At 72.5% G+C, this 23,041-nt stretch carries 24 protein-coding genes; 12 read left to right on the top strand and 12 right to left on the bottom strand.

The features are described from left to right. The first annotated feature begins 67 nt into the window (after nt 1-67). The 6 genes from V6D49_RS08075 to V6D49_RS08050 all read left to right on the top strand — a co-directional run bounded on the left by V6D49_RS08075 (nt 68) and on the right by V6D49_RS08050 (nt 5,230). A complete protein-coding gene (locus V6D49_RS08075; RefSeq protein WP_340558382.1) occupies nt 68-592 on the top strand; it encodes a PadR family transcriptional regulator in 525 nt (174 codons plus the stop codon). Continuing rightward, complete coding sequence (locus tag V6D49_RS08070) at nt 589-1,293, top strand: ABC transporter ATP-binding protein (protein ID WP_340558380.1); 705 nt, start codon at nt 589-591, stop codon at nt 1,291-1,293. Before V6D49_RS08075 ends, V6D49_RS08070 begins: the two co-directional genes overlap by 4 nt. Continuing rightward, complete coding sequence (locus tag V6D49_RS08065) at nt 1,290-3,614, top strand: FtsX-like permease family protein (RefSeq protein WP_340558378.1); 2,325 nt, start codon at nt 1,290-1,292, stop codon at nt 3,612-3,614. Before V6D49_RS08070 ends, V6D49_RS08065 begins: the two co-directional genes overlap by 4 nt. A gap of 69 nt (nt 3,615-3,683) precedes the next feature. Next, nucleotides 3,684-4,628, top strand: a complete 945-nt coding sequence (locus tag V6D49_RS08060) for an SPFH domain-containing protein (RefSeq protein ID WP_340558376.1) — start codon at nt 3,684-3,686, stop codon at nt 4,626-4,628. Beyond that, nucleotides 4,625-4,879, top strand: a complete 255-nt coding sequence (locus V6D49_RS08055) for a hypothetical protein (RefSeq protein WP_340558374.1) — start codon at nt 4,625-4,627, stop codon at nt 4,877-4,879. The genes V6D49_RS08060 and V6D49_RS08055 overlap by 4 nt, the downstream gene beginning before the upstream one ends. A gap of 48 nt (nt 4,880-4,927) precedes the next feature. Further along, nucleotides 4,928-5,230, top strand: coding sequence for a YkvA family protein (locus V6D49_RS08050; RefSeq protein WP_340558372.1), 303 nt, complete (start codon nt 4,928-4,930; stop codon nt 5,228-5,230). A gap of 697 nt (nt 5,231-5,927) precedes the next feature. Here the strand turns inward: V6D49_RS08050 and V6D49_RS08045 are convergent. The 9 genes from V6D49_RS08045 to V6D49_RS08005 form a co-directional block, all read right to left on the bottom strand. Then, complete coding sequence (locus tag V6D49_RS08045) at nt 5,928-6,590, bottom strand: HD domain-containing protein (protein WP_340558370.1); 663 nt, start codon at nt 6,588-6,590, stop codon at nt 5,928-5,930. Nucleotides 6,591-6,717: 127 nt separating this feature from the next. Continuing rightward, on the bottom strand, nt 6,718-7,659 hold the full coding sequence (locus V6D49_RS08040) for a nucleoside hydrolase (RefSeq protein WP_340558369.1): 942 nt from the start codon (nt 7,657-7,659) through the stop codon (nt 6,718-6,720). A 153-nt stretch (nt 7,660-7,812) separates the two neighbouring features. Next, nucleotides 7,813-8,985, bottom strand: a complete 1,173-nt coding sequence (locus V6D49_RS08035) for a cytochrome P450 (RefSeq protein WP_340558367.1) — start codon at nt 8,983-8,985, stop codon at nt 7,813-7,815. After that, nucleotides 8,978-9,697: an MOSC domain-containing protein gene (locus V6D49_RS08030; protein WP_340558365.1), complete on the bottom strand. Its 720-nt coding sequence runs from the start codon at nt 9,695-9,697 to the stop codon at nt 8,978-8,980. Before V6D49_RS08030 ends, V6D49_RS08035 begins: the two co-directional genes overlap by 8 nt. A gap of 299 nt (nt 9,698-9,996) precedes the next feature. Continuing rightward, entirely contained in the window at nt 9,997-10,713 is a 717-nt protein-coding gene (locus tag V6D49_RS08025) for a class I SAM-dependent methyltransferase (RefSeq protein WP_340558363.1), read from the bottom strand. 399 nt (nt 10,714-11,112) lie between these two features. Continuing rightward, nucleotides 11,113-11,982, bottom strand: coding sequence for a sulfite exporter TauE/SafE family protein (locus V6D49_RS08020; protein WP_445330485.1), 870 nt, complete (start codon nt 11,980-11,982; stop codon nt 11,113-11,115). Next, a complete protein-coding gene (locus V6D49_RS08015) occupies nt 11,979-12,560 on the bottom strand; it encodes a rhodanese-like domain-containing protein (RefSeq protein ID WP_340558362.1) in 582 nt (193 codons plus the stop codon). The genes V6D49_RS08020 and V6D49_RS08015 overlap by 4 nt, the downstream gene beginning before the upstream one ends. Beyond that, nucleotides 12,557-13,957 carry an MBL fold metallo-hydrolase gene (locus V6D49_RS08010; protein WP_340558360.1) on the bottom strand — a complete coding sequence of 467 codons (1,401 nt, stop codon included), beginning with the start codon at nt 13,955-13,957 and terminating at the stop codon, nt 12,557-12,559. The genes V6D49_RS08015 and V6D49_RS08010 overlap by 4 nt, the downstream gene beginning before the upstream one ends. Further along, on the bottom strand, nt 13,954-14,325 hold the full coding sequence (locus V6D49_RS08005) for a rhodanese-like domain-containing protein (RefSeq protein WP_340558358.1): 372 nt from the start codon (nt 14,323-14,325) through the stop codon (nt 13,954-13,956). The genes V6D49_RS08010 and V6D49_RS08005 overlap by 4 nt, the downstream gene beginning before the upstream one ends. 331 nt (nt 14,326-14,656) lie before the next feature. On the opposite strand from V6D49_RS08005, the gene V6D49_RS08000 reads away from it, so the two are divergent. The 4 genes from V6D49_RS08000 to V6D49_RS07985 are packed head-to-tail and all read left to right on the top strand — an operon-like array spanning nt 14,657 to nt 17,350. Further along, nucleotides 14,657-15,079, top strand: coding sequence for a hypothetical protein (locus V6D49_RS08000; protein ID WP_340558356.1), 423 nt, complete (start codon nt 14,657-14,659; stop codon nt 15,077-15,079). A 53-nt stretch (nt 15,080-15,132) separates the two neighbouring features. Then, on the top strand, nt 15,133-15,657 hold the full coding sequence (locus tag V6D49_RS07995) for a hypothetical protein (protein ID WP_340558355.1): 525 nt from the start codon (nt 15,133-15,135) through the stop codon (nt 15,655-15,657). A 54-nt stretch (nt 15,658-15,711) separates the two neighbouring features. After that, entirely contained in the window at nt 15,712-16,497 is a 786-nt protein-coding gene (locus V6D49_RS07990) for a DsbA family protein (RefSeq protein WP_340558353.1), read from the top strand. Beyond that, on the top strand, nt 16,490-17,350 hold the full coding sequence (locus V6D49_RS07985; protein WP_340558351.1) for a cytochrome c biogenesis CcdA family protein: 861 nt from the start codon (nt 16,490-16,492) through the stop codon (nt 17,348-17,350). The genes V6D49_RS07990 and V6D49_RS07985 overlap by 8 nt, the downstream gene beginning before the upstream one ends. A gap of 64 nt (nt 17,351-17,414) precedes the next feature. On the opposite strand, the gene V6D49_RS07980 is transcribed toward V6D49_RS07985, so the two are convergent. Continuing rightward, entirely contained in the window at nt 17,415-18,371 is a 957-nt protein-coding gene (locus tag V6D49_RS07980; RefSeq protein WP_340558349.1) for a hydrogen peroxide-inducible genes activator, read from the bottom strand. Nucleotides 18,372-18,566: 195 nt separating this feature from the next. On the opposite strand from V6D49_RS07980, the gene V6D49_RS07975 reads away from it, so the two are divergent. Next, on the top strand, nt 18,567-19,121 hold the full coding sequence (locus V6D49_RS07975) for a peroxiredoxin (RefSeq protein ID WP_191210877.1): 555 nt from the start codon (nt 18,567-18,569) through the stop codon (nt 19,119-19,121). 17 nt (nt 19,122-19,138) lie between these two features. After that, nucleotides 19,139-19,675: an alkyl hydroperoxide reductase gene (locus V6D49_RS07970; protein ID WP_340558347.1), complete on the top strand. Its 537-nt coding sequence runs from the start codon at nt 19,139-19,141 to the stop codon at nt 19,673-19,675. 101 nt (nt 19,676-19,776) lie between these two features. Here the strand turns inward: V6D49_RS07970 and V6D49_RS07965 are convergent, their stop codons facing one another. Both V6D49_RS07965 and fomD read right to left on the bottom strand, forming a co-directional pair. Next, entirely contained in the window at nt 19,777-21,825 is a 2,049-nt protein-coding gene (locus V6D49_RS07965; protein WP_340558345.1) for a SpoIIE family protein phosphatase, read from the bottom strand. Between the two features lie 436 nt (nt 21,826-22,261). Then, nucleotides 22,262-22,957 (bottom strand): cytidylyl-2-hydroxypropylphosphonate hydrolase, encoded by a 696-nt coding sequence (gene fomD / locus V6D49_RS07960; protein ID WP_340558343.1) that lies wholly within the window; start codon nt 22,955-22,957, stop codon nt 22,262-22,264. Nucleotides 22,958-23,041 lie beyond the last annotated feature (84 nt).

Here is a 23,041-nt window from a genome sequence, read left to right as displayed (position 1 = left end):
CTCGGGACTGGGGTGTACACACCATGGGTATACATCGCATGTATACCCATGGTGTAGAGTCGCCGCCATGTCCATCAGTCACGCCCTTCTGGGGCTGCTCGAATCGGGGCCGAGCCACGGCTACGACCTCAAGAGAGCCTTCGACGCCCGGTTCGGGCACGACAAGCCGCTGCACTACGGCCAGGTGTACGCGACGATGTCGCGGCTCCTGAAGAACGGCCTCGTCGAGGTCGACGCCGTGGAGGCGGGGGAGGGGCCCGAGCGCAAGCGCTACGCCATCACGGACGCCGGGGTCAGCGACGTCGCGCACTGGCTGGAGCAGCCGGAGAAACCGGAGCCCTACCTCCAGTCCACCCTCTACACCAAGGTCGTGCTCGCGCTGCTGACCGGCCGGGACGCCGCGTCCCTGCTGGACACCCAGCGCGCCGAGCACCTGCGGCTCATGCGCGTGCTGACCCGCCGCAAGAGCGGTGGCGACCTCGCCGACCAGCTCATCTGCGACCACGCCCTGTTCCACCTGGAGGCCGACCTGCGCTGGCTGGAGCTGACCGCCGCCCGCCTGGACCGGCTCGCGAAGGAAGTGACGTCATGACCGAGGAACGGAGCAGCGGCCCGCTGCTCACGGCCAGGGGCCTGCACAAGGTGTACGGCTCCACCCCCGCGCTCGCGGGGGCCGACTTCACCCTGCACGCGGGCGAGGTCGTCGCCGTCATGGGGCCCTCGGGGTCGGGCAAGTCGACGCTGCTGCACTGCCTGGCGGGCATCGTCACGCCGGAGGAGGGGACGGTGCACTACCGGGGCCGGGAGCTGTCGGCCCTGTCCGACGCCGAGCGCAGTGCGCTGCGCCGGGGGGAGTTCGGCTTCGTCTTCCAGTTCGGCCAGCTCGTCCCGGAGCTGACCTGCACGGAGAACGTGGCGCTGCCGCTGCGGCTGGCGGGCGCGGACCGCAAGCCCGCCGAGCGGCAGGCGCGGGAGTGGCTGGAGCGGCTGGAGGTGGACGACGTCCGCCACCACCGCCCGGGCCAGATCTCCGGCGGCCAGGGGCAGCGGGTGGCCATCGCCCGCGCCCTCGTCGCCACCCCGCGCGTCGTGTTCGCGGACGAACCGACGGGCGCACTCGACTCGCTCAACGGCGAGCGCGTCATGGAGCTGCTCACCGCCGCGGCGCGCGACACGCGAGCGGCCGTCGTGCTCGTCACCCACGAGTCCCGGGTCGCCGCCTACTCCGACCGCGAGGTCGTGGTGCGGGACGGCAGGGCCACGGACCTCAGCGGGCTGGCGGGCGTCGCATGATCCGCACGTGGCTCCGCGAGCTGGGCCTGGGAGTGCGCTTCGCCGCCGGTGGGGGCCGGTCGGGCTGGGTGCGCACGCTGCTGACGGCCGCCGGGGTGGGCATCGGGGTGGCGGTGCTGCTGTTGGCCGCGTCGGTGCCGACCGTCCTCGACGCCTCGGAGGCCAGGAAGGACGGGCGGCAGCCGGTGGGCGGCATGGGCGAGGACGTCGCGCCGCCGGGGCCGACGACGGCGCTCATGGCCTGGAGCGGCACGACGTTCCGCGACACGGAGGTCGTCGGCCGACTCCTCCAGGCCGACGGCGACCGGGAGGAGGCGGTGCGCCCGCCGGGCGTCGCCCACTTCCCGGCGCCCGGCGAGATGGTCGTCTCGCCCGCGCTGCGGGAGATGCTGGACACCGAGGGGGAGCTGCTGGCCGAGCGGTTCCGGGGAGCGGAGATCGTCGGCACGATCGGCCCCGAGGGGCTGAAGGGGCCGGGGGAGCCGGCGTACTACCTCGGTTCGGACGCGCTCGACACCGACAACGCCTGGCGGGTCACCGAGTTCGGCATGGAGGGGGGCCAGTCGCCGCTCGACCCCGCCCTCGTCGTGCTCATCGTCGTGATGCTGTCCGTGCTCCTCATGCCGATCGTCGTGTTCGTCGCGACGGCCGTGCGATTCGGCGGGGAGCGCCGGGACCGGCGCCTGGCCGCGTTGCGGCTCGTCGGCGCGGACATCGCGATGACCCGGCGGATAGCCGCCGGCGAGGTGCTCTTCGCCTCCATGCTGGGGCTGGTGGTGGGCGCCCTCCTCTTCCTGGTGGGGCGCGAGCTGGTGGAGGGCCTCTCGATCTCCACGATCAGCGTCTACACCGCCGACATCGTCCCGGTGTGGTGGCTGGGCGCGCTCGTCGTGACCCTCGTCCCGGTCATCGCGGTCGGGGTCACCCTGGCGGCCTTGCGCGGCGTGGCGATCGGCCCGCTGGGGGTCTTCCGGGAGGGGACGACGCGTCGGCGCCGCGTGTGGTGGCGGCTGCTGCTGGTCGCGGTGGGTGTGGCCATGCTCGTGTACTTCGGCCCGGACGACCCGGGGAGCGCGGTCAACGAGTGGGGCATCTCCGCCGGCGTGCTGCTGATGCTCTGCGGCATCACGGCGTTGCTGCCCTGGGCCGTGGAGCGCGTGGTCACCTGGATGCGTGGCGGCCCGCTGTCCTGGCAGCTCGCCACCCGACGGCTCCAGATGAACAGCGGCATGGCCGCGCGGGCAGTGAGCGGGGTCACGGTGGCCGTGGCGGGCGCCGTGGCGCTGCACATGCTGTTCGCCGCAGTGGAGACCGCCCAGCGGAAGCCCACCGGTCACGACGAGAGCCGCGCCCGGGCGGTGGCGAGCTCACTCATCGACGACACCGCGGAGCTCGGGCCGTTCGTCGACCGGTACGCCGCGACGGAGGGCGTCACCTCCGTACGCGGATACGTGCGCGGCTACGCCGATCTCGATGTCACGCCCGACGCCGAGGGGCACCGCCCCGGCACGCCGTTCCACATCGGTGAGTGCCGGGTGCTGCGGGAGCTGATCGAGACCGGCTCCTGTGCCGACGGCGACGTCTTCGTCGTCCCCGCCTCGTTCGACGAGGGCGTCGTCGAGCCGGGGGACCGGCTGGACCTCTCCGGCTACTCGGAGCCGTCGGACCGGGCGGAGCCCGTCTGGTGGACGCTTCCCGGGACGGCCCGCACGATCGGCGACGTCGAGGCCCCCAACGGCGATCTGTACTACGGCGTCTTCGCCACCCCCGCGGCCATGGACGTCTCCGACGCCTCGGACCTGTCCGCCGTCGCCCTCGTCACGACCGTGCCCGGGGACGAGGACGTGGTCGAGCACCTGCGCAACACCGCCGGGCTGAGCGAGTGGCGCGAGGACGTCCAGGTGCTGTCGGACACGAGGCTCACCTCCCAGTTCGTGACCATCCGCAACGCCCTGTTCGTCGGGGCGATCGTGGTCATGCTGATGATCGCGGCGAGCATGGTCGTCTCGACGCTGGAGCAACTGCGTGAGCGTAAGCGGCAGTTGTCGGTCCTGGTGGCGTTCGGGACGCGACGGGGGACGCTCGGCGCCTCCGTGCTGTGGCAGACGGCGGTCCCGGTCGGGATCGGGCTCGCCCTGGCCTCGGCCGGCGGGACGGCGCTGGGCGTCCTGCTGCTGGACATGGTCGGGGCGGAGGTCACCGACTGGCTGGCCTTCCTTCCGCTCACCGCCGCCGGGCTCGGCATGATCCTGCTGGTCACGGTCGCGAGCCTGCCGATGCTGTGGCGCGTGATGCGCCCGGACGGGCTGCGGACGGAGTGACACCTCCTCCCCGGTGCGATAAAGTGCTATCACTTTTTAGCAGTTCCAGCACCGCGTACGGGGGAGCCCATGTCACAGTCCACCGAAGCCGTCGACGCGCCGGAGATGCCCGCGCCACCTGTGAAGGAGCACGTGGCGCACAGCCTCTCCGGCGCGCTCGGCCTCCTGCTGGCCGCGCTCGGCCCGCTGCTCGGCATCGGGCTCGTGCTCGGCGGCGTCGCCGTCGGCTTCGACCCCGGCGACCGGCCGGGGGTCGGCGTCACTCTGATCGTCGTCGGCGCCCTGACGACCGTGGCCGCGCTCTTCGCCTGGAACGGCGTGAAGATGGTCGCCCCCGGCGAGGCCCGCGTCATCCAGCTCTTCGGCCGCTACGTCGGCACCCTGCGCACCGACGGTCTGCGCTGGGTGAACCCGCTGACCAGCAGCACCAAGATCTCCACCCGGGTCCGCAACCACGAGACGGCCGTCCTCAAGGTCAACGACGCCGGCGGCAGCCCCATCGAGATCGCCGCCGTGATCGTCTGGCAGGTCGAGGACACCGCCCAGGCCACGTTCGGCGTCGACGACTACGAGGAGTTCGTCACCACCCAGGCGGAGACGGCCCTGCGCCACATCGCCACCAACTACCCCTACGAAGCACACGCCGAGGACACCCTGTCCCTGAGGGACAACGCGGAGAGCATCACCGACCAGCTCTCCGCCGAGGTCAACGCGCGGGTCGCGGCGGCCGGGGTGCACGTCATCGAGTCGCGGTTCACCCACCTCGCCTACGCCCCCGAGATCGCCTCGGCCATGCTTCAGCGGCAGCAGGCGGGTGCGATCATCGCGGCACGGCAGCAGATCGTGGAAGGGGCGTGCGGGATGGTCGAGACGGCCGTCGCCCGCATCACCGAACAGGACTTCGTGGAGCTCGACGAGGAGCGCAAGGCCGCGATGGTCTCCAACCTGCTGGTCGTCCTCTGCGGCGACCGCGGCACCCAGCCCGTCGTCAACACGGGGTCGCTCTACCAGTGACGGAGCGCGGGGAGGGCCGCCGTGCCCGCAAGCAGGTGCTGCTGCGGCTCGACCCGGCCGTCCATGACGCGCTGGCGCGCTGGGCGGCGGACGAGCTGCGCAGCACCAACGCACAGATCGACTACATCGTGCGGCGCGCCCTCGCCGAGGCCGGCCGCCTGCCGGACGACGCGCGCCCGCACCCCCGCCGGGGGCGCCCGCCGCGCCCCCGGCGCCGGGACTCGCCGGGGGAGGAGGCCGGCGAGTCCTGAGCAGGGTGTACCAAGGGGGGACACCCGTCGGCCGGAGGAGGCCCCTGAGTGAGTGCCGAGAGCTGGATCATCGTCGCCGTCACCACGTTGGTGCTGGTGACGCTCTTCTTCACCGTCCGGCTGCTGGTGCAGCTCGTCCGGGCCCGGCGGCGGCTCCGCGAGGCGGGAATGCCGACGGAGAACAAGGTCGTCTTCTGGGCGGCCGTCCTCTACGTCCTCTCCCCGGTGGACCTCATGCCCGACCCGGTGCTGATCGACGACATCGGGGTGCTGCTCCTGGCCCTGAAGTCCCTGCACTCTGCCGCCGAGACCGCCGGGCTGCGGCCGGCCCGTAAGCGCGGAGCCGACTGAGACCGGGCGTCGTGGGACACCTGCGGGGTGTGTGCGACGCGGAAGCGCGGGCACACGAGGGACAGAACGCCACGACGAACGGACGGAGGGAGACGCCATGCCGGCACTTCATCGACTGGCCAGCAGGCTCGGCCGTCAGCTGCGTCACGGAGCGGCCCCGAGAAGGCGCCGCCACACGCCGCCGCACAGCCGCATCGGCCGCGGCCCCCACGCCGTGGGGATCGGCTCGGTCGTCAGCGGCCTCGTCCGGACGGTGCGGGGAGCCTCGACGCAGGACCGCCGCCCACACGGACGCCGCCCCCACGGGCGGGCGCACCACCGCCGCTGGTGAGGCGGCCCCGGCGCACCCTGTTCCGCGCGCCCCCCGGCTCCGGCCGGGGGGCGCGCGGTCGTGTGCGGGTCGGCCCCGCCGCCTGACTGAGGCGCGGTGCGCGCGGACCGAGCCGTGACTCCCGGGACCGCACGCGAGAAGGGCTCGGCCCCGACCAGGCCGTCAGCCATGGTCGGGGCCGTGGGTCGCCGCACTCAGGACTGCGGGCGCCGCCCGTGGTTCGCGGCGTTCTTGCGGCGGGCCTTCTTCTTGCGGCGTCGCTTCGAGGACATCGAGCCTCCTCCGGGGACGGCGTACACGTTCGCGAACACGATAGTGGTGTCGTCGCCCGTGTTCCACCACACGAGCGGGCCGGTGGGTCGCGGGTCACGGAGCTGCTTCGAACCAGCCCTCCCGCACTCCGTGGGCGAACAGCTTCTGCGTCAGATCCCACAGCTCGCCGGAGCCGTCCGCGATGACGGAGGTGCGTTCGCGCACGCGCGCCTCGGTGACGCCCGGGGCGCGCCACGTTCCCCCTTCGTTGCCGACGTTCAGCAGGAGGGGCTGGAGCCGGTCCATGGCCTTGGCGAACCTGGCCTCGGGGGTGCGCCGCTCCTCGAACTCGGTCCACATCGCGTGGAACTCCGCGTCCTGGCCGTCCGGGAGCAGCGCGAACAGTCGCCTGGCCGCGTCGGCCTCGCGTGCCGCCTGGCTCTTCTTGGCCTCGTCGTCGAAGAGACACGTGTCACCGGCGTAGATCTCCACCAGGTCGTGCACCAGGACGAGCTTCACAGTGCGTTGCACGTCGATCGGCTCGTTGGCGTACTCGGCGAGGACCAGGACCATGAGTGCCAGGTGCCAGGAGTGCTCGGCGTCGTTCTCCCGGCGGTCGGCGGCGAGGAGGGGACTCAGTCGCAGCACGGACTTCAGCCGGTCGATCTCGGCGAGGAAGGCGATCTGCTCGACCAGCCGTGGCGGTGTACCGGGCGCGATCTTCGCAGGATCCAGCAGGGGCTCCGGCCGATCGGTGCGGTGCGGGGGCGTGTTCATGTTCTCTCCTGGGAAGGGCGGTCACGGCCGCTCGTACGAGACGCGTCGTCAGCACGTGCCGGGTGTCGGCGGCGAGGACGGGGGTGGCTGCGGTCGGGGGCGTGGCGGGTCGGAGGCCGGGTCCTGCTCAGACGCGGAGCAGTTCGAGCAGCCGGGCGTGGTCGAGTCCCTCCACGATCGTGGTCGCGGGCCGGTCGGAGCGGGAGTCGCGCCAGTCGACAGCGGTCAGACCGTGGCCGAGGCTTCCCGGTCCGTAGCCGACGTAGACGCGATGACGCGCCACGTCGGTGACGACCGACGGATCGAGGGCGACGGCCATGGCCAGCGGGTCGGCCCGGAAGTACGCCGAGCGCTGGGCGTACCCGGGGTCGGTGAGGTACCGGTTGTCCACAAGGCGCTCGAGGGCGGTGGCCGCCTGACTCCCGCCCTGGAAGAAGCTCTCGAACTCCTCCCGGGTGAAGGAGTGCTTGAGCGTCGCCTCCCAGGTGATCAGCGTGATGTCCGTGAAGTTGGCGAAGACCAGATCCGCGGCGACGGGATCGGCACCGATGTTGAACTCGGCGTTCAGGGTGAGGTTTCCGTGGCCGCGGACGGCGCCGCCCATCACGACGATCCGGTGCAGCAAGCGGGGCAGCCGTGGCTCCAGGCGCAGTGCGAGGGCGATGTTGGTCAGCGGTCCGAGCGAGACCAGCGTGATCTCGCCCGGGCGGCGGCGTACGGCCAGGACCAGGGCCATGGCCGCCGGCAGGGCTTCCTCGGCGACGTCGGCCACGGGCCAGCGAGTGACGTCGCCGAGTCCGTCGGCGCCGTGGATGTCGGCGGCGTCCGCGACCGCTCCGGACAGGGGGCCGGAGGCCCCCCGGTACACCGGGGTGCGGGCCGCCTCCTCGCCGAAGGCACCCAGCAGCCAACGGGCGTTGTCGGTCACGGTGTCGATGCCGACGTTGCCCGCGACGGTGCAGATCCCGCTCACGGGGACGATGGGTCGTCTGGGTGAAGGAGTCAGAGCCATGGCGAGGGCATGAGCGTCGTCCAGTCCGGGATCGGTGTCGATGATCAGGGCACTCATCGCGAACTCCGTGGGTGAGGGAACGGGAACGGCGGCCGGCCGGGGGCGCCGCCGGAGCCCCGGCCGCGCGTCCGGCGGAACCACCCCGAGGGCGTTCTGCCGCACCGAACCCTCGGGGCGGGGTGGGCGCAGCGGGCGTCGGGCCGGGCGGGGCTAGCGGTCGGGCCAGGCCGCGGGCACGAGGCGCCCGGTGAGCTCCCGATAGCGGAGCATCGGCAACTCGGGTTCCCGCAGGACGCGCTCCGGGCGGAAGTGGACCCCGGCCTTCCGCATCGACTCCAGCAGGACCTCGACCACCGCTCGCGCCAGTGGCGCGCCGGGGCAGTAGTGCTTACCCGCGCCGAAGCTGAGGTTGCGGGAGGCGTTGCCCCGGTCCCGGATCCGCAGGGGTTCCGGGAACTGCTCGGGGTCGAGGTTCGCGGTCGCGAGGCACAGGTTGATCCTTTCCCCCTCGTCGAGCCGATAGGGGCCGACGGAGACGGGGCGACGCGCGTAGCGGCTGGCGAACCGGAAGGGCGTGGCGATCCGGAGGACTTCCTCCCGCACCGAGGGGATGGGGACGCGGGCGAGGACGTCGCTGTCGACGCGTTCCCCCGCGACGCACAGGGCCGTGGTCGTCGGATCGTAGGCGCCGGTGACGATCTGGGTGAGCAGGGCGGTGGCGGACTCGGGGCCGTAGCCCGGGTCGTCCCATAACTCGCTCAGTCCCGCCGTCAGCGGCGTCGGCGGCTCCGCCCGTGCCGTCTCCAGCCAGGCCCTCAGCGCGTCGACGGCGGCCAGCGCACGGTCGATGCGCGCCATGTCGATGCGCGCGGTGGCGAGTTCGTCCATCACCGCCTCGCCCAGCCGGACGAGCCGTGCCGCATCCTCACGGCCGACGAGCACGACGATCGCTTCGAGCGCCATGGGGCGTGCCACGTCCCGGAGCCAGTCGACGGGTTCGCCGTCCGTTACGGCGAGCCGCCGGTCGGCCCACCGAGCGCAGGCGGAGAGCGTTTCCGGTGTCACCGTCCCCCGCAGGAGGCGCACGGTCACGCGCCGGACCCGGTCGTGGTAGGCGGCGTCGGAGAACACCGGCCAGTGGGCGAGGAAGCGCTTGAGGGCCCGTCGCCGTGCCGCGTCCTCCTCGTCCATGGACGCGAGCCGCTGGTCGGTGGACCGTTCGGACCAGACGTCGCGGCTGACCAGGAGCCGTCGCACGTCGTGGGCCCCGAGCGCGTAGAGTCCGCCGTTCTCGGCCGCCTCCTGGTACGGGCAGGACCGGACTGCTCGGGTCAGAGCGGTGAGCGGGTCACGCGCGCTGTAGTCGCCGAACACGTCAAGCATGAGGGCCCTCCACGCGTCCGGTGGCCGATAAGTGCCCGGTCGTGTTCTGCTCCTTCGGCGCCTTTCCCTTGGCGCCGGACCGGGTCCGGTTGGAGACGTGGAACATCATCGCGGCGCGGTCCCACGTGGGTTCCTCGTCCGCCATCTCGATGATGCGGCGCAGGACGTCCTGCTCGTCCAGGATCGCTCCGACGGCCTCGGCCACCGTGATGTGCTTGGCCGGCCGCCAGACGCGTTCGACGCGGTCCCCCGGAGCGATCCGTCCCTCCTCGAGGACCCGGAGATACACGCCGGGCCGGCGGGCGTTGTTGAAGCGCTTGGCCCAGCCGGTCTGCTTCATCCAGCCGCCGAACGTGCCGCACGCCATGCGCGGCGCCGTGACCTGCAGGAGGACTTCTCCCACCTGCCACTTCTCGGCGAGAACGGCACCGCTGGCGTCGAATCCGGCGAGATCGATGTTCTCGCCGAAGACGCCGTTGCGGAGCGGGGCCTGGAGCTGCTCGGACCACCAGTCGAGGTCTTCCCGGGCGTAGGCGTAGACGGCCTGCAGTTCACCACCGTGAAAGTCCGCCGCCTGCTCGTCGCCTTCGAGGCCTAATGTCGTGACCCGGATACTGCCCTCGATCGGCAGCTTTTTGATGGCGGTTTCTCCGCGTCGCGCAAAATCAGAGGAAACACATGGACCAGTATTGATCGAAACAATGCGTCCCATGTGAAAAAATTAGCATCGCGTCGACCACCAGTCAACGGTTCAACTGTCGGAAAAGCAAACTCGTCGAACGGGCATCGCGGAATGACGGATTGGCGATCGGGGCGCGAAGGCATTCGGTGACGGGTGTTTGAAGGTCAGGTATTCACAGACCATCGTTCCCGGCCGTTTCCGGCGATTCCCGCCACCGCGGCGGAGGGATTTCCCGTGAACCGCCGTCGACGGGCCCGGGCGAAGGGCGAGGTTTTATCGCGCGTTTCGACCGGGCCACGGCGTTCGGCTCCGCTGGGACGGAGCAGGGGTCAGCGGGCGGCCCCGGCCCGCGCCACGACGAAGAAGGCGGGAACGTTCACGTGCCGGCCGCCGGCCGTCACCGTGCCCTGGTAGTCGATGGGGGCGCTGGAGAGGATCTCGAAACCGACCTCCTCCAACTCTCGTTGCAGGGCCCCCTCCTTTCTGGCCACCGGGAGGGGGACACGGTCGAAGACGAAGCCGAACTTCTCTGCGGGCACTCCCTCGCCCGCGAGCTGCCTGACGATGAAGTCACGGCTGGCCGGGGCGAGTTCGTAGAAGAACGCCCCACCCGTGTCGCCGGCCAGATGCGCCAGGGAAGCGGCGGCGAGTTTGAGCTCCTCGGGAGTGAAGGCGTGCAGGACGGTGCGGACGTACAGGCCGGCGTCACCGATCCGGTCGTGCAGGGCGGCGGCCTGCTCGGGCTTGAGCAGGTCTAACTGCTCGTACTCGATGCCGGGGGCGCCGTGGTGCTTGCGCGCCCGCTCCACGGCGCTGGGGGCCACGTCCACGCCGATGACCCGGTCGAAGTGCTGACCGATGGCGACCGTCTGCGCGCCGTCCCCGCAGCCGACGTCGATGACGGGACGGGACGGGTCGAGCACGCTGCCGAACAGGTGGAGATGCGCGTGCGCGACATAGGTGGGGTCCACATCCCACGGCGATGCTCCGCGGGCCTGAGGAAGGTCGGTCCAGAAACGATCCCACATGGTCTCGAAACGACTCACTGTGACTCCCTCTGATCGGTTACGACCGGTTGTTCCTGCCGATCATGGACCCATGATGTTGGAAATGTAAAGAGAGCGACTGATGTTGGGCCAGTCTTCACGCTCATCGGTATCAGGGAATGCAAATATCCACACGAGTATCTTCATTCACTTCTCAGGACCAGAGCACCTCTGGAATCACTGGTACCAGCTTGTGGAATGCTCTCGCCTTATGGCTTATAAGATTCTTGCGCTCGCCGTCCAGTTGTGCGCAGGTAACGTTTGCCGGCGCTCAGGGCAGGAGGAACGCTCCCAGTACCTCCACGGCATGCGAACCGACCCGGTCTGCCCTCGATAGCAACGCACGGCGGGCCGCTGCCCCGGGACGTCGGGGCAGCGGCCTGGCCGGGTCAGTGAGTGTCAGGTCCGGTGTACGACGCGGCGCAGCGGGCAGCGGGCGACGAAGCCGTAGCAGACGCCCGCTCCGGCGCCCAGCGACGCGACGGCGGCGAGGGCCGGGACCGTGATGTGGGCGGGGGCCTGCTGGATCAGGACGAAGGTGCCCATGGCCAGCACGAACCAGCCGAAGAGCCGGGAGAGGACGTGGGCGGGGACGCGTCCGGCCAGCCGGGCCCCGGCGAGGCTGCCGACGACGGCGAACCCGGTGACGGCCAGGGTCAGGGCCCAGTCGACCTGCACGGTCGCGAGGTAGCCGGCGAATCCGGCCGTGGACTTCATCGCGATGACCAGCAGGGAGGTGCCGATGGCCATCGGCATGGGCAGACCGCCCAGCAGGGCCAGAGCGGGGACGACGAGGAAGCCGCCGCCCGCGCCGACCAGACCGGTGGCCAGGCCGACGGCCGCGCCGTCCAGCAGGACCCGCCCCAGCGGGAGCTGCTGGTGGGCCCGGTCGGGGTCGGCGGTGCGGCGGCCGCGGAGCATGGCGGCGGCGGTGACGATCATCATGACGGCGAAGGCGATCAGCAGGACGGCGTCGGGGATGTGACCGCCGACGAGTCCGCCGGTGTAGGCGCCGACCATGCCGGCCGCTCCGAACAGGACGCCGGTGCGCCAGCGGACGCGTCCGCCGCGGGCGTGGCTGATCATGCCCACGGCGGAGGTGACGCCGACGACGAACAAGGAGGTGGCGATGGCCTCCTTGGCGTCCATGCCCGCGACGTAGACCAGCAGCGGCACGGTCAGGATCGACCCGCCTCCCCCGAGCAGCCCGAGGGAGACGCCGACCAGCAGCGCGAGGACCAGGACGAGCATCAGGATCACGGTGGTCACCTGCCGTCGGCGAGCTGGGCGACGGCCTTGCGCGGGTCGAAGGACGGGGTGCGGTTCCACGGCATCTTCGACAGCAGCACGCCCATGGCGCAGGTGTTGCTGAGGGCGGCGAAGGCCAGTCCGCCGCCGACGAACGCGGACAGCGCCTGCAGGCCGGGGAGGGCGAAGCTGCCGAGGGCGCCGACCAGCACCAGAGACCCGGCGACCAGGCGGACCTGGCGCTCCATGTCCCAGCGCTCCTGGCCGTAGTTGGTCGGGGCGCCGGACTTCTCCCAGGCGGCCATGCCGCCCGAGAGGACCGCCAGGCCGGGAAGGCCGGCTTCGGCCAGGGCGCGTTCGGCCTGGCCGGAGCGCTGGCCGGAGCGGCACACCAGCACCACGTCGGTGTCCAGGTGCCGGGTCAGTTCCTCGCGGTGCTCGCGCAGGGTGTCCAGGGGGACGTTGTAGGAACCGGGGATGTGCGCTCCCTCGAACTCGGCCGGGGAACGGACGTCGAGCAGCCGGGGCGGGCGGGCCGAGTCGAGCTTGGCGCGCAGTTCGTCGGTGGTCAGGCCGCGGGGGGTGGTGGAAGTGGTCACGCGTTGATCTCCTGTCGGTTGTCGGAGGGGGTGGAGGTTTCAGAGGAGAGGGCGCACAGGCCCAGGTCGCGGGCGTTGTCGAAGCCGTCGTCGACGGCGACGACGTCACGGCCGCGGGCGTGAAGCAGCGCCGCGACGACCCCGGCGCGGTAGCCGCCGGCGCAGTGCACCCAGACGCGGCCCGCCGGAATCTCCTCGATGCGGCCCGGCACCTCGTGGATGGGGATGTGCACCGTGCCGGGGATGTGCGCCTCGTCGCGCTCCTGGTCGCGGCGTACGTCGAGAACGACGAGGTCGTCGTCGGCCAGTGCGGCCTTGAGGTCGCCGAAGGTGGCACGCTCGTAGGTGGCCAGGGGCTTGCCGCCGGCCCAGTCGTCGGGACCGCCGGTGGCCATGGCGGCCGGGCGGTCGATGCCGATGCGGACCAGTTCGCGCTGGGCCTCGGCCACGTCCGCGGCGCTCTCGCCGAGCAGGGTGACCGGGGTGTCCCACGGGATCAGCCAGCCGAGGTAGGTGACGAACTGGCCGTCCAGGCCGAAGTTCAGACTGCCGGCCAGGTGACCGGCGGCGAAGGCGGTGCGGTCCCGCAGGTCCACCACCCACTCGCCGGCCTCGATCCGGCGCCGCAGCTCGGCCGGCTCCGCCACGGACGGCGGGGACAGGTCCGGCTTGCCGGGCCCGCCGGAGTTGGCCGCGCCCATGTGGGCGTAGTAGGCCGGGTAGGCGTCCAGGCCCGTCAGGAGCTGCTCGACGTAGGCCTCCTCGTCGGCGGTCAGCGCGGTGTTGGTCCGCTTCTCCTCGCCGATGGTGCTGGCCGAGCCGGTGGCCTGGGCCGCGGAGCAGAACGAGCCGAACCCGTGGGTGGGGTAGACGGCGGTCTCGTCCGGCAGTTCCGCCGCCAGCCGTCGCGCCGAGCGCCACTGGGCCCGCACCAGGGTGTCGGTGTGGTCCGGTCCCAGCAGGTCCGGTCGCCCGGTGGTGCCGTACAGCAGGGAGCCGCCGGTGAACACCGCGACCTGCTCCCCGTCGGCCTCCAGGGCGTAGGACAGGTGGGTGTGGGTGTGGCCCGGGGTGTGGATCGCCCGCACTCGCAGGGTGTCGCCGACCTCGATCACCTGGCCGTCGCCCACCGGGGTCCGCTCGTAGGAGACCTCGTCGTCGGCGTTCACCACGTACCGCGCGCCCACCTCGCGGGCCAGGGCCAGTCCGCCGGTGACGTAGTCGTTGTGGATGTGCGTCTCGAACACGTGGGTGATCCGCACTCCGGCGGCGTCGGCCAGTGCGGTGACGCGGTCGTAGTCGCGCTGGGGGTCCACCACCAGTGCCACGGAACCGTCGTGGGCGAGGTAGGTGCGGTCGCCCAGGCCGGGGGTTTCGAGGGGCAGAACGGTGATCATCGCGTCTCCTCGTCGGTGGCGGGGGTGGCGGGGGTGGCGGGGGTGGCGGCGCCGGGCTCGTCGCCGGTGACTGCGGGTCGGCCGGCGTCGATCCAGGCGGCGGTGCCGCCGCTGACGCTGTGGGCGTCATAGCCCAGGTCGCGCAGCAGAGAGGTCGCCTGTGCGCTGCGGCCGCCGCTCTGGCAGATCACGTGGACGGGCCGGTCCTTGGGCAGTTCGGCGAGGGCCAACGGGAGGTTGGGCAGCGGTGCCGACCGGGCGCCGGGGACGTGGCCCGCGCGGTACTCGCCGCTGTTGCGGACGTCGACGACGAGGGCGCCCGCCGCGTGCACTTCGGCGAACCGCTGCTGGTCGATTTCGGGAACCATGCGGAAGACTCCTGCTCACTTGCCTTCATGGATACCTGGGGGGGTATATCTGAGCTCAACCGTAACAGGGCCCCGTTCATGCCCCGGGGGGTATCTAGGGTGACGCGTGTCACATGCCCGGGTGCGCCCCGGCGTCTGCCGGGCGCCACCTCGGGCCACGCCGCTCCCGTTGAGTGGCGCCCGTAACGGCCTGGCCACGGCGCGCGTATCGTCAGCGCGACCCAAGGGCGAATACCCCTGCTGGTATGCCCTATCGTGGCTCCCCCATGTGGTACCGCCTCACGGAGCCCTCACCATGACAGCGCCCTCTTCGCACCCCAGAGCGTGTTCCGTGCTGCGTTGCGTTCTGGCGCTGGTCGCCGTGCTGGTCTCGTCCCTGTGCGCGGCCGGGCCGTCCGCGGCGGAGTCCGTTCGCGCCGAACCGGCCTCCGCCGCAGCCGACGCGCTGCCCGCGGCGGGACTCCTCGGGGGCAAGGCCGGCGCGGCGCGTGCCGGCACCGATGTCCGCGAAGCCGCCGCCCTCCACGAGGCGGTCGACCCCGCGTCGTCGGGCACCGGGCACTGCGACGGGCAGGCCACCTCCGACACCGCCGCCGCCCGCGACGGCTCCCGTCCGTCCGCGCCGCTGCCGACGCCACAACGCGAAGAGCAGCGGACGCCGGCCGCGACGACGGGCCCGGGCCCCGCACCCGCTGGGCCGGGATCCGCACCACCCGCCCCCGATCCGGTACAGCTCTCCGTCCTGAGGATCTAGACCGGCCCGCGCGCCGTGTCCCTTCACCTCCTCAGCGAAACGGAGCCTCTCTCATGCCCTCCTCCCGGTCCTTGCGCCGGGCGGGAGCGACGCTGGCCGCGTGGCAGTCCCCCCAGTGGGTCGCCGCCACGGCCGGTGCCGCACTGACCACGGTGCTGGTGGGCGTGCCCACCGCGGTGGTCCCCTCGCCCCTGTTCTCCCGTTCCGTCCCCGTCCAGTGGTGGAACTACCCCGTGCTCGCCGCCACCGCGGTACTCGCCGGCCTTGTTCTGTCCACCTTCCTCAGGCCACCCCACGGCACCGGCCCCGGCGGAGCGGGCGCGCCCGAGGAACACGACGGTCCGTCCGCGAAGACCGTCGGACGGCTCGGGTCGGTCGGCGGTCTGCTGTCGCTGCTTGCGGTGGGCTGCCCCGTCTGCAACAAGCTCGTCCTGGTCCTGCTGGGCACCTCCGGAGCGCTCACCTACTGGGCCCCGCTGCAACCGCTGGTGGCCGTCGTCTCCCTCGTCCTGCTGGCCTGGGCGGCACTGCGCAGGCTCGCCACAGCCGACGCGTGCCCCTTGCCGGCCCGCCGCTGAGTCCCTCGCCACTCCGCGCACTCCTCGCCCTTTCGCACTCCTCGGAGCACCACCATGCCCGGAACATCCGCAACCTCCGCCTCCTCGCGAGCCGGGCGGCCACGCCCCGACCGCGCCCGGCGCGTCCTCGCCGTGATCGTGCTGACCGCCGCCGTCGTGACCGCCGTGCTCGTCCTCGTCCTCGGCCGCGACACGACCGGAGGCGGCACGGCCGCTTCCACCGACGTGTCCACCCCCGAGGCACAGGAGCCGGCACACCCGGAACTGCTCGCTCTGGCCCGCCGGGACGCCGCCGACCCGCTCGCCCTCGGCAGCCCGGACGCACCGGTCGTGCTGATCGAGTACTCCGACTTCCAGTGCCCCTTCTGCGGCCGGTTCGCCCGCGACACCGAGCCGGACCTGATCCGCGACTACGTCGACGAGGGCGTCCTGCGCATCGAGTGGCGCAACTTCCCCGTTCTCGGCACCGAATCGGACCAGGCCGCGCGAGCCGGCTGGGCAGCCGGTAGGCAAAGCCGCTTCTGGCAGTTCCACGACGCGGCCTACGCCGAGCCGCGCCGACGCAACGCGGGCGACTTCAGTGAGGCCAACCTCATCGCCATGGCTCGGAAGGCCGGTGTCGAGGACCTCGCACGGTTCGAGAAGGACATGGCCTCCGACGCCGCCCACCAGGCGGTCACCCGGGACAGCGAGGAGGGCTACGGCATCGGGGTCACCAGCACCCCCGCGTTTCTCATCAACGGCCGGCCGGTGCTCGGCGCCCAGCCCACGGACGTCTTCACCGACATCATCGACGAGGAGGCCGAGCAGGCACGCCAGCAGAAGGACGGCGATGAGTGACCCCGGCGTGCTGGTCGCCTTCCTCGGCGGCCTGCTGGCCCTCCTCAGCCCCTGCTCGGCCCTGCTGCTGCCGGCCTTCTTCGCGTACTCCTTCACCAGCCGCACCCGGCTCCTGGGCCGTACGGCGCTGTTCTACACCGGACTCTGCCTCACCCTGGTGCCGCTGGGAGTAGCCGGTTCCTTCGCCGGGCGGCTCTTCCACGGACACCGGGACACCCTGGTCACGGCAGGTGGCTGGCTGGTCGTCGCGCTCGGCGTGGCCCAGGTGCTGGGCCGGGGATTCGGCTCGCGCCGCCTCCAGCGGGCGGCCGGGAGACGCCGCTCGGGATCAGCGGCCTCCGTGCTGGCGCTGGGCTCCGTCTACGGCCTCGCGGGCTTCTGCGCGGGGCCGATCCTCGGCGCCGTCCTGACCGTCGCGGCCATGGGCGGCGACGCCTGGCGGGGCGGCGCGCTGCTGGCCGTCTACGCCTTGGGCATGGCGGCGCCGATGTTCGCCCTGGCCGCCCTGTGGGACCGCTACGACCTCGGGCGCCGGCCGTGGCTGCGCGGCCGGGTGATCCACCTCGGGAAAGTACCGCTGCACACCACCTCCCTGACCGGCGGAACGATGTTCATCCTGCTCGGCGTGCTCTTCCTGGCCTTCGACGGCACCTCCGCCCTGCCGTCCCTGATGGGAGTGGACGCGGAGGCCGCCTGGGAGGAACGGCTGTCCCGATGGGCGGGCGCGGTCTCCGACCGCACCCTGCTGCTCGGCCTGTCCGCCGTCGCGGCCGTCGCAGCGCTCGCCGTCCTGCTGCGCACCCGGCCCGGACGGAGGGAGAGATCCACGGAAGAACCGCGGCGGCAGGAGTGAACTCGTCCACGACACAGTGGGCCGAGCGCAGGCGTCCAGTGACCAACGTCCCGGGACGACAGAGCTAGGCCGCTGCCTGGAGGGGGCGGACGGGCAGGGTGTGCATCGCCTCGCGCAACGCGTCCGCGAACGCGGTGAACTCCTGCTCGCGGGCCGTCCCCGTGCGCATGGCCAGGGCGATCCTGCGGGCAGGCGCCGGATCGGCGAAACGGCCGGTGGACAGCCGGTCGTTGCGGGCCGTCTCCACCCGCAGCGCCGTGCGGGGCAGCAGGGTGACGCCGAGCCCGCCGGCGACGAGCTGGACCAGGGTGGACAGGCCGGCGGCCGTCGTGGTCACCTCGCCCGCCGCCCGGCCGGGCTGGGGGCGTCCGGCCTCCCGACAGATCTCCAGCGCCTGGTCGCGCAGGCAGTGGCCCTCGTCGAGCAGGAGGAGCGGGAGGTCGCGCAGCTGCTGCCGGGGGATGTCCGTGCGACCCGCCAACGCGTGGTCGTGCTCCATGACGAGGACGAAGTCCTCCTCGAACAGCGGCACTTCGGTCACTCCGGGCACCCCGAGGGGGACGGCGAGCAGCAGCAGGTCCAGTCGGCCCGAGGCCAGGCCGTCCAGGAGCGAGGCCGTCTGCTCCTCGTGCACCTGGAGGTCGAGGCGCGGATACCGGTCGTGCGTGAGGCCCAGCACGGTCGGCAGGAGGTACGGCGCGCAGGTGGGGATGACGCCGAGCCGCAGCGTGCCGGTGAACGGGGCGCGGGACGCCTCGGCCTCCTCCAGCAGCGCGCCGACGGCGTCCAGCACGGTCCGGGCGCGCGCGGCCAGACGCTCCCCGGCGGGGGAGAGGAGCACCCTGCGGGTGGTGCGCTCCAGCAGCCGCACACCGAGGGTCTCCTCGAGCGCGGCGACGGCTCCCGACAGCGCGGGCTGGCTCATGCCGATCTCGGCGGCGGCTTCGCGGAAGTGCAGGTGTTCGGCGACGGCGGTGAAGGCCCTCAGCTGGGAGAGGCTGGGCTGACGTGCTTTGCTCATGTGACGCGTTCGTGAGAGTGCCGGGGGAAGGTGACGGAGGGTTCGGCGCGGCCACTGATAGCCGGGCCCGATCAACACGGGAGAGTCTAGCTATTTCTGCGATCAATCCGCCCTGTGGCAGGGTGTGAGATCCGTCCAACCCTCAAGGGGAGCGCCCCGCGACCCGGGCGCGTTCCCCCACACCAAGGAGAGTCTGTGCTCACTGTCGGTGACCAGTTCCCCACGTTCGACCTGACGGCCTGCGTCTCGCTGGAGAAGGGCCGGGAGTTCCAGCAGATCGACCACAAGACGTACGAAGGCTCCTGGAAGTGCGTCTTCTTCTGGCCGAAGGACTTCACCTTCGTCTGTCCGACGGAGATCGCCGCGTTCGGCAAGCTGAACGAGGAGTTCGCCGACCGTGACTGCCAGATCCTCGGCGTCTCCGGCGACTCGGAGTTCGTGCACCACGCCTGGCGCAAGGACCACGAGGACCTGCGCGACCTGCCCTTCCCCATGCTCGCCGACTCCAAGCACGAGCTGATGCGGGACTGCGGCGTCGAGGGCGAGGACGGCTTCGCCCAGCGCGCCGTCTTCATCGTGGACCCGAACAACGAGATCCAGTTCACGATGGTGACCGCCGGGTCCGTCGGCCGGAACCCCAAGGAGGTCCTGCGGGTGCTGGACGCCCTGCAGACCGATGAGCTGTGCCCGTGCAACTGGAGCAAGGGCGAGGAGACGCTCGACCCGGTCAAGCTCCTGTCCGGTGAGTGAGTGAGGGCTACGCACACATGGCACTGAACGACCTGAAGTCGGCCCTGCCCGACTACGCCAAGGACCTGAAGCTGAACCTCGGTTCGGTGATCGGCAACTCCGACCTCCCCCAGCAGCAGCTGTGGGGAACGGTGCTGGCCTGCGCCATCGCCTCCCGCTCGCCGAAGGTGCTGGCCGAGCTGGAGCCGGAGGCGCGGGAGAACCTCTCGCCCGAGGCGTACACGGCGGCCAAGGCCGCGGCGTCCGTCATGGCGATGAACAACGTCTTCTACCGCACCCGCCACCTGCTGTCGGACCCCGAGTACGGCAACCTGCGCGCGGGGCTGCGGATGAACGTCATCGGCAACCCGGGCGTGGACAAGACCGACTTCGAGCTGTGGTCGCTGGCCGTCTCCGCCATCAACGGCTGCGGCATGTGCCTGGACTCGCACGAGCAGGTCCTGCGCAAGGCCGACGTCGACCGGGAGACCGTCCAGGAGGCCGTCAAGATCGCGTCGGTCCTCCAGGCCGTCGGCGCGACGCTCGACGCCGAGGCGGTCATCGCCCAGGTGTGACGCCGGCGGGCGCGCCGGGCGATCCCCGGAAGCCGTCCCGCACGATCCCCACGGTGCCCCGGACCGGGACGGTCCGGGGCACCGGTGTGTGTCGGCACCCCCTACGGCAGCGGCACCTCGAACCAGACCAGCTTCCCGGTGGACAGCCGGGTGGCGCCCCAGCGCCGGGCGATGCGGTTGACCAGGTAGAGGCCGCGCCCGCCCTCGTCCGTGGCCCGCGCCTGCCGCAGCCGGGGCAGCTGCGGGACGTCGTCCCCGACCTCGCAGCGCAGGGCGTCCGTGCGCAGCAGCCGCAGCGTCACCGGGCGTTCGGCGTACCGCACGGCGTTGGTGACGACCTCGCTGACCAGCAGCTCGACCGAGTCCGACAGCTCCTCGATGCCCCAGGCGGCCAGGGCCCGGCGGGCCAGCCGACGCGCCTGCCCGGCCGTCTCCGGGCGCGGCTCCAGCTCCCACAGCGCGACGTCGCTGGGCGCGATGCCGTCGAACCGGGCCGCGAGCAGGGCGATGTCGTCGTCCCGGTCACCCGGCCCCACGATGTCCAGCACCTCGTCGCACAGCGGCTCCAGCGGGGCGGAGGCGTCGGGCCGGGTCAGCCGTCCGGTCTCGACCAGCTTCTCGCGCAGTGTCTCGATGCCCGACCACACGTCGCGGTGGCGCGACTCCACCAGCCCGTCGGTGTACAGCAGCAGCGTCGCACCGGCCGGCGCGTCCAGCTCGACGGCGCGGAAGTCCACACCCCCGACGCCGATGGGCGCGCCCGGCGGGATGCGCAGCGTCTCCGCCGTGCCGTCCCGGTGCAGCATCACGGGCGGCGGGTGACCCGCGTTCGCGATGATCATGCGGTGGGCCACGGGGTCGTACACGACGTAGATGCACGTCGCCATGCGGTCCTCGCCCAGCCGCTGCGCCTGCTCGTCGAGGTGGTGCAGGACCTCCTGCGGCGGCAGGTCGAGCTGGGCGAGCGTCTGGGCCGTCGTGCGGAGCTGCCCCATGATCGCGGCGGACGTCGTCGAGTGCCCCATGACGTCCCCGACGACCAGGGCCACCCGGCTGCCGGGCAGCGGGATCGCGTCGTACCAGTCACCGCCGACGCGCGCCGACTCGGCCGCCGGGAGGTAGCGGCTCGCCAACTGCACGCCGGTCGGCTGGGGCAGCCGGTCGGGCAGCATCGTGCGCTGCAACTCGTCGGCGATGTAGGCCTCGCGGCCGTAGAGCACGGCCTTGTCCACCCCGAGCGCGGTGTGCGTGGCCAACTGGGCGGCGACCAGCAGGTCGTCGCCCTCGAACGCGGCCCGCTCGGGGCGGCGCAGGAAGACGGCCGCCCCGATGACGCGGCGCCGGCCGCGCAGCGGGGCCAGGACGGCACGGTCGCCGGGCGGCATGTCGCGCTCCTGGCCCAGCAGCTCGCGCAGGGCGGCCCCGGCGGCCGGCGACGTCCCGAACAGCGGCCGGACGCCGCGCAGCACCTCGGCCAGCGCCCCGCCGGTGCGGACGTCCGCCACCTCGGCGGCCCCGGCGGCGGGCTGCTCGGCGAGCGTGGCCAGCAACGGCTGTCGCTCCCCGCCCGGCGGCTGCGCGTCCGGGTCCTGCGCCGGGCCGGCCGCCTGCCCGTCGCCCGTCGCGTCGCTCGGCGGGGTGCCGGGCTCCGGGGCCGGGCCCGGACGCGTCCGGTCGACGTAGTCGGGCAGTCGGTCCGTGCGCCGCAGCCGCAGCCGTACGGGGCCGGTGGGCCGCTCGTCACCGACCGGCAGCGGGTCGCGCAGGTACACCAGGATCGCGTCGGCGAACGCGGGGACGGAGGCGCGGCACAGGCCGAGCACCGTCTCGTCCAGGTCCATGCCCCGGGCGATGCGACGGGTGGCGGCACCGACGAAGCGCAGCCGGTCGCCGCCGCGCCGCGCGTGCTCGCTGTCCTCCGGGGCGCGGTCGGCGTCGCCACCGCCGGGGGCGGTGGGTGCGGGCACGGCGGCGCCCGGGGCCGCGCCCTCGGGCGTGTCCCCGGGCACCGGACGGGCGGACTCACGCACGGGGCTGTCCTCGCCGCCCGCTTCGGCCTCGGGCCGGGCGTGCGGGATCGCCCGGTCCGCCGGCCGGGGCGTGGACGCTCCGGCCGGTGACCGGCGGGGGGTGGTCGGGTGCTCCGTCACGCGTCGGGTTTCCATCCGTCCTGGGGGACACCGCCCGGCCGGGGGCCGGGGGAGGCTGACTGGGGCTGTGCTCCTCGGTTCTCTCGGCGGGCCGGGTCGGCGGTCCCTGCTGCCGCCCGTGGGGGGCGTCGTCGTGGTCGTCGATACCCCGATACCCGGATCATGCCGTCGGGGAACGGAAGCGGAAGTCCGGCCTCCGGGGCCGGGAACGGCCCCGGCCGGGTGCACCGGGCGCCGGTCCGATGCTGCTCACGTGCGTGGCTCCTCTCGGGGGTGCCCATCAATTCCTGCCGAGCACGGGGGAGTTGCTGCGGTGCGTGATGCTGTGCGGGTGCGTCCGGAGGAAGATCCTACGGTTGCGGCCCCGGAGCGTATCAAGGTGGTCCCGGACTCGGCTCCATCACGATGCGCCCGACTCGAACAGGCGGCGCAGCGGTCACCCGTCCCCGTGTGCCGGCCGGTCCCAGTCGCCCGGCAGCCGGGGGATCGGCCAGGACGGGTCCGGCCGCCAGTCCTCCCAGCCGTCGGTGAACGGCGGCCCCCACGCCAGCACGAGGTCCAGCGCGGCGCGGCCCGCCGCCCGCACCCGGCGCGCCTGGGCGGCGTCCATCAGCCCGGCCGCCTGGGCCTGGGCGAACTCGTCCTCGTCGCGCCACTGCCAGCTGCGGTCCGCGTGCACCTCCAGGTCCAGGAAGTGGTCCTCCGAGTCCACCCCGTGGGACCAGCGCAGGCGCGGCTCCTCCAGGTTGACGTACCAGTTCTTGAACCGCCAGCCCGGCTCCCAGAACAGCCACACCGACCACGGGTCGGCGGGCCGGGCCAGCTTCAGCACGCCGGCCCCGAACCAGCGGCAGCGCGTGATCGTCCGCGGCTTGGTGTACCGCGTCTCCAGCGGCTCGCGGTGCACCGGCGTGCCGTCCGCGAGCTGGGGCTTCACGCACTGCGTGCCCGGGGCCATCCAGACGGCCAGCAGCTCCGGCGTGTCCCGCACCACGGTCACCGGACGGCAGATGTGCGGGTGGTCCTGGCCGTTCGCCCGGTAGCGCCACAGGATGTGCGTCCCCGGACTCCAGTAGGCGCCGGAGTGCCGGGCGGTCCGTCTCTGCGCTGTCCGCTCCGTGTCCGCTGTCATTCACGGATGGTACCCGCGCGGCAACGCTCCGGCCCGGGGTCGGCCACCGGAGTGGCCGCCGCCGCGCCGGAGCCGCGAGCGCCG

Source organism: Streptomyces sp. GSL17-111 (assembly GCF_037911585.1).
GTDB lineage: Bacteria > Actinomycetota > Actinomycetes > Streptomycetales > Streptomycetaceae > Streptomyces.
This window is presented reverse-complemented; position numbering and strand designations above follow the sequence as displayed.